This is a genomic window from Aurantimonas sp. A3-2-R12 (assembly GCF_036016755.1).
GTDB classification, from domain to species: Bacteria; Pseudomonadota; Alphaproteobacteria; order Rhizobiales; family Rhizobiaceae; genus Aurantimonas; species Aurantimonas coralicida_A.
Genome location: NZ_JAYXIH010000018.1, coordinates 50,318 through 62,169, shown reverse-complemented (window position 1 = coordinate 62,169; position 11,852 = coordinate 50,318). Strand labels below are relative to the sequence as shown.

Sequence of the window (11,852 nt, the reverse complement as noted above, 5' to 3'; positions counted from 1 at the left end):
CCGGAAGATGACATCTTTCTCCCTGCAATGGCTGGGCGCGAACCGTCTCCACCACCATTACGGCTGACCATACGGACGGCTGCTTTTGGGAACCGGGTTTAAGCCGCCGAAGGGCAGCATTGGGCGCAACGATGCCATTAACGCAGTCTCACGAATGACCGGCTTCCACCCAAAGCGGCCGCTTACCCCCGCGCCAAGCGGGCCGCGCTCGTCGCTTCGCCTGCGATCAACCCGCCCTCCTTGCGCGAGACGCGCTGGTGCAGATGCACCATCAGCGCCGCGGCGAAGAGCGGCGTCAAAAGGTTGAGCAGTGGTACCGCAAGGAAACCGGCGATGAGCAGCCCCGCCAGAAACACCGTCGTGCCGTAGCGACCGCGCAACGCCTTGGCCTCCGCCTCTGTGCGATAGCGCATCGCCGCGAACTCGAAATATTCGCGGCCGAGCAGATAGCCGTTGACCACGAAGAAGGCGGCGATGTTGATCCCCGGCACCAGGAGCAGGACCAGGGCCAGGAGATTGCCGAGGATCACGACGCCGAAGAACTTGACTGACAGGATCAGGCCGGGAATCAGCGGCATCGCCGTGCCGGCGGACACTTCGGGATAGGTGTTCGCCTCGACCACCTCCGCCACATCGTCGAGAAACAGACTGGCGATCACCGCACTGATCGGCCCGATCAGGAAGGCCAGCAAAATGGCCAATGCGAAACCGGCCGCCCATCCGGCAAGACTGCCCGCCTGATCGACCCAGGACGGGGCATCGGGAAACAGATTGGACAGGAACGGCACCGCGACCCATTCGGCGATCGCCGCGATGCCGAACCACAAGGCAACCAGCACGATGGCGCTGAGGCCGAGGGCCTTCCACAACGCTCCGCGAAAGGGGGCTGAGAAAATATCGGCGAAAGCCAGCCGGGCGGAGGCGAAAATCATCGGTGCGTCCTTTTCATTGCCCTGCGAGATATGCAGCGGCGCCGGTGTCCGCAACGCCGTCTCAGGCGGACCGCGTCTGGCCAATCGGCAGCCCGCGCGCTAGGAAGACCGCGATTGCAACGACGGACCCCATCATGACAGATTACGACGTTCTCACGATCGGCAACGCGATCGTCGACATCATCGCGCGCGCCGACGACGGCTTTCTCGAACGCGAGGCGATCCAGAAGGGCGGCATGACGCTCATCGACACCGAACGCGCCGAGCATCTCTACGGTGTCATGGGTCCCGGCATCGAAATGTCCGGCGGCAGCGCCGGCAACACCGTCGCCGGCCTCGTCAGCCTCGGCGGAACCGGCGCCTATTTCGGCAAGGTCTCCAACGACCAGCTCGGCGAGATTTTCGCCCACGACATCCGCGCCCTCGGCGTCCACTACGCCACCAAGCCGCTCGACGGCCATCCGCCGACGGCCCGCTCGATGATCCTGGTCACGCCGGACGGCCAACGCTCGATGAACACCTATCTCGGCGCCTGTGTCGAACTCGGTCCGGAGGATATCGATCCCGCCATCGTCGCGGCCGCCAAGGTCACCTATTTCGAGGGCTATCTGTGGGATCCGCCGCGCGCCAAGCAGGCGATCGTCGAGGCGGCGCGGATCGCCCACGACAATGGCCGCGAGGTCGCGATGACGCTGTCCGACGCATTCTGCGTCCATCGCTACCGGGACGAATTCCTCGATCTCATGCGCTCGGGCACCGTCGACATCGTCTTCGCCAATGAAAGCGAGGCGCTGTCGCTTTACGAAGTGAACGATCTCGACAGCGCGCTCGACCAACTGGCAAAGGACACCAAGCGCTTCTGCGCCGTGACCCGCAGCGAAAAGGGCTGCATCGTCGTCGAGGGCGACCAGCGCATTGCGGTGCCGGCGCTGGCGATCCCCGAAATCCTCGACACGACCGGCGCCGGCGACCTTTTCGCCAGCGGCTTCCTGCGCGGCTATACGATGGGTCTCGACCACGAGCAGAGCGCCAGGCTTGGCGTCGCCGCAGCCGGCCATATCATCGGGCAGATCGGCCCGCGTCCGCAGACGCCGTTGAAGGATCTGCCGGAGGTGAAGGCGGTGCTCGGCGGCTGACCACGCGGTTACGGCCGGCCCATCGCTCAGGCGGTGCGCCGGTCACGGTCGGGAAGAGTGTTTGCGACGTCATTTCAAACGCTGTGAGGGATACGCAACATGCTGAGATGGGGAATCTTGTCCACCGCCAAGATCGCGCGGGAGCAATTGATGCCGGCGATCGGCAAGGCGACGAACGGCTCGCTGGCGGCGATCGCTAGCCGCGATCGTGAACGCGCGCAAGAGGTCGCGGCTGCCTTCGGCATCCCGCGCGCCTATGGCAGCTATGACGAACTGCTTGCCTCCCCCGAAATCGACGCGGTGTATGTGCCGCTGCCCACGGCCCAGCACACGGAATGGACCTTGAAGGCGATCGACGCCGGCAAGCATGTCCTCTGCGAAAAGCCGATGGGCATGACCGCCGCGGACATCGACCGCATCATCGCGGCGGCAAAGGACGCAAGAGTCCTCGTGTCCGAAGCCTTCATGGTCACCTATCACCCGCAATGGGCCAAGGTACGCGACCTCATCGCCGACGGCGCGATCGGGCGGCTGATCCATATCGAGGCGTCGTTCAGCTACCACAATGTCGACCCCGCCAACATGCGCAACCGGCCGGAACTCGGCGGCGGCGCCCTGCGCGACATCGGCGTCTATCCGCTTGTCACCTCGCGCTTCGCGACCGGCAAGGAGCCGGTGCGTGTACGAGCCAAGGTCGTGACCGACGACGCGTTCGGCACCGATTCCTTCGTGACCGGCACGGTCGACTTCGGCGATTTCGAGATGAGCGTCTATCTCGGGACCCGCATGGCTAACCGCCAGACCGTCGTCTTCCACGGCACCGAGGGGTTTATCGAGCTTGCGGCTCCGTTCAATGCCAGCCTCTACGACGGCGACAAGGTGCTGCTGCACGATCGCGGCCACCGGCTGACGCAGACCTTCCGCTTTCCGGGGATTGATCAGTACCGCCTGCAGGTCGAGGCGTTTGGCGAGGCGGTGGACGGAAATGGCGGGGTTTTCCCGCTGGAATCCAGCCGCCGCAACCAGGCTGCGATCGACGCGCTGTTTACGGCCGGGCAAACGGGCGATTGGGTAACGCTAGCCTGACCGGCGGCCATGAAATCGGCACATCCTGTCGCGAGATTGTCAGCGCTATCGTGACGCAGGACCACGTCGCGCGGATCGTGCGCGGCAAGCCTCGGGCTATCCGACGCGCGTAGCATCGGCGACATCATCCAGCTTGAGGGACCATCCATGCGGCCTGCTTCACCAACGCGTCGCGCGGCAGCCGGTATCGCAGCCGCGCTGGCGTTTCTGGCCGCGGCCGGACAGGCGTCCGCCGAGCCGAACGCAAAACAGGTTTTCAGTGCCCAGCACACAGCCGCCGCACTTCCGGCAGAGAGCCTCGGCTTCTACACCAAGGGGTGCCTCGCGGGTGGAGCCCAGCTTCCGGCCGATGGGCCGACCTGGCAGGCGATGCGCCTGTCGCGCGACCGGCATTACGGCCTCCCGACGACGGTCGCCTTCATCGAGAACCTGTCCCGCGAAGCGGCGCGGCGCGGCATCTGGCCTGGACTTCTGGTCGGCGACATGTCGCAGCCGCGCGGCGGCCCGATGCCCTCGGGGCACAGTTCCCACCAGATCGGCCTCGACCTCGACATCTGGCTGCAGCCGATGCCGACCCCGCGCCTCACCGCCGCGGCACGGGAGGATTTCCCGTTCCGCTCGGTCCTGAAGAAAGGCACCTTCCAGGTCGATGATCGGATCTGGAATTCGCGCTACCGCGACCTGATCAAGCTCGCCGCCGAAGATGCCAAGGTACAGCGGATTTTCGTCCATCCGGGCATCAAGAAGAAGCTCTGCGAGACGGCCGGCGACGACCGCGCCTGGCTGAACAAGGTGCGGCCCTATTACGGCCATCACGAGCACTTCCACGTCCGGCTGTTCTGCCAGCCCGGATCGCCGAATTGTACCGAGCAGAAATCCACTGGCCGGGGCGATGGCTGCGGTGATCTCGACTGGTGGTTCAACACGGCCCTGCAGCCGCCACCGCCGAACGCCAAGCCGGCGAAACCCAAGCCGGAGATGACTCTGGCCGACCTACCCCGCCAGTGCCGCGCGGTGGCGAATGCGCCGGCGATGGGCTCGACGGGCAGCATGATGGCTGCAACGAGCACGAGGGCCACTGCCGCAGCTGTCGGGCTCGCCTATGCGCCATCGGGTTCCATACCAATTCCGACGAACCGGCCGACTCGCTGACCGGGTCGGCCGGTTTGTTTTGCGTTCGTCACGGCAGTGTCCTATGTCGATCGGCATACGAATCGATTGAAGCGGACATCCTATGGAACAACGGCGTGACGGCACGGACGCGTTGAAATTTCCGATCCTGATCGGCGACATCGGCGGCACCAATGCCCGCTTCGCGCTGCTTCTCGATTCCTTCGCCGAGCCCAAGATGTTCCCGGTCATCCAGACCGCCGATTTCGAGACGGTTGACGACGCCATCCAGGCGACCGTGCTCGACAAGACATCGGTGCAGCCGAAATCGGCAGTGCTGGCCGTCGCGGGACCGATCGACGGCGACGAGATCGACCTCACCAACTCTCCCTGGGTGATCCGCCCGCAACAGATGCTGAGCGGGCTTGGCATCGAAGAAGTGATCGTCGTCAACGATTTCGAGGCGCAGGCGCTGGCGATCTCCTCGCTCGGCGAGCAATCGCGAACGCAGATCGGCGGCGGTGAGGTCCATGAGGGCGCCAGCCGGGTGGTGGTAGGCCCGGGCACCGGCCTCGGTGTCGCGGGCCTCGTGCGGGCGCGCAACATGTGGATTCCGGTCGCCGGCGAAGGCGGCCACATCGACCTTGGACCGCGTACCGAGCGGGATCTGGCGATCTGGCCGCATCTGGAGACTATCGAAGGCCGGGTGTCGGGCGAACAGGTGCTATGCGGACGCGGGCTGGTCAATCTCTACCGCTCCATCGCGGCGGCGGACGGGGCGGAGCCGGTCCACACGACGCCGGCGGAGATCACCGAAGCGGCGGTGAACCAGAAGGACCCCCTTTCGATCGAGGCGGTCGATCTGTTCGCCACCTATCTCGGACGGGTCGCCGGCGATCTGGCGCTGATCTTCATGGCGCGCGGTGGCGTCTTCATTGCCGGCGGCATCTTCCAGCGCATCATCCCGATCCTGAAGTCCGAGCAACTCCGCGCCGCCTTCGAGGATAAGGCGCCGCATTCCGCGCTGATGCGCGAGATCCCGCTATTCGTCGTCACCGAGCCGCTCGCCGCGCTCGCGGGACTCGCCACATACGCCCGCACGCCGCGCTTCTTCGGCCTCGAGACGACAGGGCGGCGCTGGGCCGTCTGATCGGGCAGCCGACATCCCCACGCTTCGGGATACGATGACAAGATGTCCGGCCATTGCCCGCCGGGCCTTGAAGCGCTACCTCGCAAGCGACGCAAGGCCGTTTAGAGCATCGGACCCAAAAGTGGCATCCGGTTTTTGGATCGTTCCGATGCTCAATCAAAATATTGGAGCGTCCTTTGTGCGTTCGAATGGACGCACGGCGCTCTAAAGCGAAGGACAATCCGCATGGCGCTGAAAGTCGCGGTCCAGATGGACCATGTCGCCTCGATCTCGATCAAGGGCGATTCCACCTTCGCGCTGTGTCTCGAGGCGCAGAACCGCGGCCACCAACTGTTCCACTACACGCCCGAGCAGCTCTCGATGCGTGGCGGCCAGGTCACCGCGCGGGTCGAGGCGATGGAGCTGCGGGAGGAAGAGGGCAACCATTTCTCCCTCGGGCCATCCGAGAAAGTCGATCTGGCGGCGATGGATGTCGTCCTGCTGCGCCAGGACCCGCCCTTCGACATGGCCTACATCACCTCCACCCACATTCTCGAACGCATTCATCCGAAGACATTGGTGGTCAACGATCCGGCTTCGGTGCGCAATGCGCCGGAGAAGATCTTCGTCATGGAATTCGCCGATCTGATGCCGGAGACGCTGATCACCAAGGACCCGGAGGAGGTTGCGGCCTTTCGCGCCGAGTTCGGCGAAATCGTCATGAAGCCACTCTACGGCAATGGCGGCGCCGGCGTCTTCCACTTGAGGAAAGACGACCGTAACCTGACGTCTTTCATGGAAACCTTCGGCGTCCTGTTCCGCGAGCCGTATATCGTGCAGCGCTATCTCGACGACGTGCGCAAGGGCGACAAGCGCATCATCCTCGTCGACGGGGAGTATGCCGGCGCCATCAACCGGGTTCCCGCTGAAAGCGACACGCGCTCCAACATGCACGTGGGCGGCACTGCCACCGCGACGGAACTGACGGAGCGCGAGCGCGACATCTGCGAGCGGATCGGCCCGGCGCTGAAGGAGCGAGGCCTCTTGTTCGTGGGCATCGACGTCATCGGCGACTATCTGACCGAGATCAACGTCACCTCGCCGACCGGCATCCGCGAGGTCAAGCGCTTCGGTGGCGCCGACATCGCCGCGCTTCTGTGGGACGCGATCGAGGCCAAGCGCCGGCAATTCTGAACGCCAGATAACAATCTTGTTCCGGAACCGTTCGGACAGGCTGTGGCTTACTGACCGCGACACTAGATATCCATCTCAGCTTCGCGAGGTCATGCCATGAACAAGATGCTACTCGGATTGCTCGCCGTCGTCGTCGGCGGCTTCGCCCTTCCGGCCACGGCCGACGCCGCGGCGCGCGCCATCGCCACCACCGACGTCAATCTGCGCGCCGGCCCCTCCACCCGTTACCCGGCGGTCGACGTCGTCGGCGGCGGCGACAGGGTCCGCGTCTACGGGTGCCTGGAGAACCGCTCCTGGTGCGACGTTGGCTATGACGGCCAGCGCGGCTGGATGTCGTCGAACTATCTCGCCTATGCCGGCGGCACCCGCCGCTACATCGGCGAACGCGCGATCCGGGCGATCGAGGCGCCAGTGATCAGCTTCTCCATCGGCGGCTATTGGGATGACCACTATCGCGCCCGCCGCTTCTATCGCGAGCGCGACCGCTATGACGGCATCTACGGCCCGCGTTCTCGCCGTGACCGGGACCGGATTGAGGATCGCGACCGCTTCGACGATCGGGACGATGTCCGCCGCGAACGCCGGGCGGAGCGTCGCCACGAACTCCGTCGGGAAGAGCGTCGGGACGATCGCCGCGAATGGCGCGATGAGCGCCGCGACGACGTCCGGATCGAGTTCCGCGACGACCGCCGTGAGCGTGTCGAGGAGCGTCCGGAGCCGATCGTTCCGCTCTATCGTGTGAACTGATCCGTCCATCCCACGACATGATCGAGGCGCGGCCACCACCGCGCCTCGTTTCGTTTTGAGCATCCCGGCCGGCAGACAAATTGTCCCCCGGGGCCGTTGATGCTTCACCTCTGTTCAACCGGACGATAAGCTGCGGCCATAACAGCCGCGCCATTCCCGCCGGGGCCCCGCCGCTCCGGCCCTTTCGCCCGACCTGCCGCAATCCACGAGGAGCGCCTTTGCCGACCGCCGACCGTCACGGCCCGCAGCCTGCGTCGACCATACAGCTCGAAGGCATCGACGTCTGGCTGACCTTCCTGCCCGAGGTGACTCCGGCGCTGCACGCGCCCTATCGCGCGCTTCTCGACGCGGGCGAGCGCCAGCGCTTCGAGCGCTACCGCGTCGATGGGGCGCGCGAAGAGTTCCTGGTCGGCAAGGCACTCGTCCGCGCCACCTTGTCGCGCTACCGACCCGTGGCGCCTGACGCCTGGCGCTTTACAGCGAACCGCCACGGCCGGCCGGAAATTTCCGGTGGCGACGATGACGGACTTACCTTCAACCTCTCGCACACCCGCGGCCTCGCGGCGCTCGCCGTCGCCCGGCATTGCGATCTCGGCGTCGATGTCGAGACGGTCGGCCGCGACAGTGCCGTCCGGGATCTTGCCGGCCGCTACTTTTCGCCCGCAGAGGCGACCTACGTGCGCGCCGCCGACGGCCCGGACCTGCGCGAGCGCTTCTTCGCCTTCTGGACGCTCAAGGAAGCCTATATCAAGGCGCGCGGCATGGGGCTGGCACTGCCGCTCGACGGCTTCTCCTTCGATCTGGAAGGCGAAACGCCGACGATCGGATTCGCGCCGAGCTGCCCGGACGATCCCGCCCGCTGGACCTTTCTCAGGCGGCGGGTTTCCGCCGAGCACAGGCTGGCGCTCGCGGTCTCGCCACGGGATCGCCTGCCGCCGATCCGCTTTCTCAGAACGGTGCCGCTGACCGACCTGATCGAAGAGCTCGAACCCGTCGTTATGCCGCTGGATGCGATGGCGATGAGTAACGCGGATGCGGGCGGGCCAGCCTCGTGAAACTCTTCGCCGTTGGCGATCTGCATCTCGGCCATCCGACCAACCGCGAGGCGATCCACACGATCAAGGCACGACCGGACGACTGGTTGATTCTGGCCGGCGACGTTGGCGAGACCGAACGCCATCTGGATCTGGCGTTCGACGCCCTGCAGCCGAAATTCAAACAGCTCGTCTGGGTGCCGGGCAATCACGAACTCTGGTCGATCGCCTCGCGAGGAACCGCGCTCCGCGGCGAAGCCCGCTACCAGCGCTTCGTCGCTCTCTGCCGCGAGCGCGGTGTGCTGACGCCCGAAGACCCCTATCCGGTCGCCGAAATCGACGGCACGCTTGTACGGATCGTGCCGATGTTCCTGCTCTACGATTATTCGTTCCGGCCGGACTATGTGCCTCTGGACGCCGCCGTCGCCTGGGCGCGGGAAGCCGGTATCCGCTGCGCCGACGAGCAGCTTCTGTCGCCGGCACCCTTCGACAGCCGGAGCGCGTGGTGCGCGGCGCGCTGCGACCTCACCGAACAGCGGCTGGAAGCGCTCGACGACGGGCTGCCGACCGTGCTGATCAATCACTGGCCATTGCGCGAGGAGCTGGCCCGCCTGCCGCGCATTCCGCGCTTTTCGCTCTGGTGCGGCACGCGGCGAACCGAAAACTGGCACACACGCTTTGCCGCCCGCGCGGTGATCTCCGGCCACATCCACATCCGCTCCAGCCGGATGATCGACGGCGTCGCCTTCGAAGAGGTCTCGCTCGGCTATCCGAAGCAATGGCACGGCCGCATCGAACCGGACGAGGCGGTGCGAAGGATCAGTTTTCCAGGGCGGACCATTTAGCAGAAAGACGTTCGCCGGTTTGACCAACCGGCGCCATTCCATGCGTCGCCATGCATCGTTCGGCAGACCATCTTTGAGCGCAATGATGTAAACCGGGCGAAAGAAACCCTCATGACAACCACCACCCTTTCGGAACCACTCGGCACGAGTGAACGGCGTGTAGCCGGCCCCGCCGTTTTGACCGCCTCCGGCCTCGTGCTGCTGGGGGCCCTCGTGCTCGCCTTCGGCTATGGTCCGGGCATCGCAGCCCTGTTCGTGGTCGGCGGTGCTTTCGGCCTCGTCCTCTACCATGCTGCCTTCGGCTTCACCTCGGCCTGGCGCAATCTCATTCGCGATGGCCGTGGCCGTGGCCTTCGCGCCCAGATGGTGATGCTTGCCGTTGCCGTCGCGCTGTTCTTTCCGGCCCTGGCAGCTGGCAGCCTGTTCGGTCAACCGGTCGCCGGCTTCGTGTCGCCGATCGGCGTGTCTGTGCTCGTCGGCGCTTTCAACTTCGGCATCGGCATGCAGCTGGGCGGCGGCTGCGCCTCCGGTACGCTTTACACTGCCGGCGGCGGCAATGCCCGAATGCTGATCACCCTGTTCTTTTTCATCGTCGGCTCGGTGCTGGCGACAGTCCATTTCGACTGGTGGACGGCATTGCCGGCCTTTGCACCCGTCTCGATCGTGACGGTCTTCGGCGCACCGGTCGCGATCGTCCTGTCCTTCGCCTTGTTCGCCGCGATCGCCCTCGTCACGGTTCTGGTGGAAAGGCGCCGTCACGGCACCCTGGAGCGCGCCGAACACAGTCCGCATACCGGCTTGTCGCGCTTCGCCCGTGGCCCCTGGCCCCTGATAGCCGGCGCGGTTCTGCTCGCCCTTCTCAATTTCGTCACCTTGGCGCTGGCCGGCCGGCCCTGGGGCATCACCTCGGCATTCGCCCTTTGGGGAGCGAAGGGCGCGCAGCTCTTCGGTATCGATCCGACGGCCTGGGCCTATTGGCAGCAGCCCGGCAATGCCACCGCGCTGTCTTCCAGCGTCTTCTCCGACGTCACTTCGGTGATGAATTTCGGCATCATTCTCGGCGCCCTGCTAGCCTCCGCGCTCGCCGGGCGCTTGGCGCCGAACTTCGCCATTCCGCGCCGTTCGGTCCTGGCCGCGGTGATCGGCGGGCTGCTACTGGGCTACGGCGCCCGGATCGCCTTCGGCTGCAACATCGGGGCCTATTTCGGCGGCATCGCCTCGGGCAGCCTGCACGGTTGGCTCTGGCTTGCCGCCGCCTATCTCGGGTCGATGCTCGGCGTGCGCTTGCGGCGTTCTTCTTCGTCGACGAGCGCCCCGGCGTGGCCAAGACGGCCTGACGAATCTTAAAGCTCGCGACGACAGGTCCCACGATTGAGCCCATCCCCTCCACCGGCTTCCTGAAGCGCCGCGGCATCATGCTGCGGCGTTTTCGTAGTCGGCGACAAGGAAAATAATCACGCAGACGACTCCGCTTGACTCTCCCATCACCCTCTGGAATCTATAGGAACACATCACGAACAAAACCTCTTATCCAGAGGCTGGACGGCCGCAAACCCTTGCGGCCGAAGGAGATCCTATGGCTGTCAGCGATGCTTGGCCGGCCCGGCTGGCGGACATCCCCTCGGCGCGGACGCGGTCCGCGGCGAATGACGCGACGGCGGCCGGTTCTAGGAATTCGGCCCTTGCCCGGTTACGCGAACAGATCGCCCGAATCGAGGGCCAGCCGGTCGCCCGCCTGGAGCCAGCGGACGAAACGGCGACGGCGAAGGCCACCAAGCCGGCACGCCGCAGCGCGCTCAAACTGCATTCCCTCGGCTGCGCGACGGCCGACGCGGCGCTCGGCGGCGGCTTTCCGGCCGCCGGCCTGACCGAAATCCATCTCGACGAAACCCGCGACGGCGGAACGCTGGCCGGCTTTGCGCTTGCCCTGGCCATCCGCTTCGGCGCCCGGCCGGACAAGCCGCTTTTGTGGATCGGCGACAGCCTGGCCTTTTCGGAAGCCGGCCTGCCCTATTGGCCCGGCCTTGCCGGCTTCGGCCTCGATCCGAGCGCACTTTGCATCGTGCGAACCCGCCGGCTGGAAGACGCGGCCTGGGCCGGCGAGGAGGCCGCCGCCTCGTCGGCGCTGACGATGGCAATCCTGGAAGTGCGCGGCAATCCGGCGCGGCTCGGCCTCGACGGCACGCGGCGACTGCATTTTCGCGCGCGTGAGGCCGGCCTGCCGTTCCTGCTCTTGCGCCAGAGCGCCCGCGCCGAGGCGACGGCGGCGCCGCTCAGGCTGCGCGTGCGGCCATCGCCGGCGGCTTTCGTTCCCGACCTCGCCAATCATCAAAAGCTCATCGGCCATCCGGTGTTCGCCGTCACGGTCGAAAAATCCCGCGATGGCCGGCCGCGGCATTTCAGTCTGGAGTGGAACCCCCATGAGCGACGTTTCGACCCGCTTCGCCCAGAGCGTGCAACCGCGCTTCCTCGCCCTCTCGCTGCCGCGCCTGTCGACCGACCGGATCCGGCGCGAGACGCTGGGTCGCTCGTGGCGCTCCAGCGCGCGTCGTGAGGATAGCGCGCATTTACCCTCGGTTCCGGGCAAAGCCGGGATCGATCGGGGCCGACTCGATACCGTCCTGCGGCCGCCGAACCGC

Annotated in this window: 11 protein-coding genes; 10 read left to right on the top strand and 1 reads right to left on the bottom strand. The window is 65.9% G+C overall.

The annotated features are described in order from the left end of the window. Positions 1-182 precede the first annotated feature (182 nt). On the bottom strand, positions 183-932 hold the full coding sequence (locus VSX60_RS11300; RefSeq protein ID WP_327624281.1) for a sulfate transporter family protein: 750 nt from the start codon (positions 930-932) through the stop codon (positions 183-185). A gap of 134 nt (positions 933-1,066) precedes the next feature. Between VSX60_RS11300 and VSX60_RS11295 the strand changes: the two genes are divergently transcribed. The 10 genes from VSX60_RS11295 to VSX60_RS11250 all read left to right on the top strand — a co-directional run bounded on the left by VSX60_RS11295 (position 1,067) and on the right by VSX60_RS11250 (position 11,767). Then, positions 1,067-2,068: an adenosine kinase gene (locus VSX60_RS11295; RefSeq protein ID WP_327624280.1), complete on the top strand. Its 1,002-nt coding sequence runs from the start codon at positions 1,067-1,069 to the stop codon at positions 2,066-2,068. Positions 2,069-2,167: 99 nt separating this feature from the next. Further along, complete coding sequence (locus tag VSX60_RS11290; RefSeq protein WP_327624279.1) at positions 2,168-3,154, top strand: Gfo/Idh/MocA family protein; 987 nt, start codon at positions 2,168-2,170, stop codon at positions 3,152-3,154. Positions 3,155-3,301: 147 nt separating this feature from the next. Next, positions 3,302-4,306, top strand: a complete 1,005-nt coding sequence (gene mepA, locus VSX60_RS11285) for a penicillin-insensitive murein endopeptidase (RefSeq protein WP_327624278.1) — start codon at positions 3,302-3,304, stop codon at positions 4,304-4,306. An 82-nt stretch (positions 4,307-4,388) separates the two neighbouring features. Further along, positions 4,389-5,414 (top strand): glucokinase, encoded by a 1,026-nt coding sequence (locus VSX60_RS11280; RefSeq protein WP_327624276.1) that lies wholly within the window; start codon positions 4,389-4,391, stop codon positions 5,412-5,414. A 225-nt stretch (positions 5,415-5,639) separates the two neighbouring features. Then, entirely contained in the window at positions 5,640-6,587 is a 948-nt protein-coding gene (gshB, locus tag VSX60_RS11275) for a glutathione synthase (protein ID WP_327624274.1), read from the top strand. Positions 6,588-6,683: 96 nt separating this feature from the next. Further along, positions 6,684-7,334 (top strand): SH3 domain-containing protein, encoded by a 651-nt coding sequence (locus VSX60_RS11270; protein WP_327624273.1) that lies wholly within the window; start codon positions 6,684-6,686, stop codon positions 7,332-7,334. Between the two features lie 218 nt (positions 7,335-7,552). Next, entirely contained in the window at positions 7,553-8,389 is an 837-nt protein-coding gene (locus VSX60_RS11265) for a 4'-phosphopantetheinyl transferase family protein (RefSeq protein WP_327624272.1), read from the top strand. Beyond that, on the top strand, positions 8,386-9,213 hold the full coding sequence (locus VSX60_RS11260) for a metallophosphoesterase family protein (RefSeq protein ID WP_327624270.1): 828 nt from the start codon (positions 8,386-8,388) through the stop codon (positions 9,211-9,213). The genes VSX60_RS11265 and VSX60_RS11260 overlap by 4 nt, the downstream gene beginning before the upstream one ends. Positions 9,214-9,324: 111 nt before the next feature. Then, positions 9,325-10,560, top strand: a complete 1,236-nt coding sequence (locus VSX60_RS11255) for a YeeE/YedE family protein (protein ID WP_327624269.1) — start codon at positions 9,325-9,327, stop codon at positions 10,558-10,560. A gap of 229 nt (positions 10,561-10,789) precedes the next feature. After that, entirely contained in the window at positions 10,790-11,767 is a 978-nt protein-coding gene (locus VSX60_RS11250) for an ImuA family protein (RefSeq protein ID WP_327624268.1), read from the top strand. The last annotated feature ends 85 nt before the right edge of the window (positions 11,768-11,852 follow it).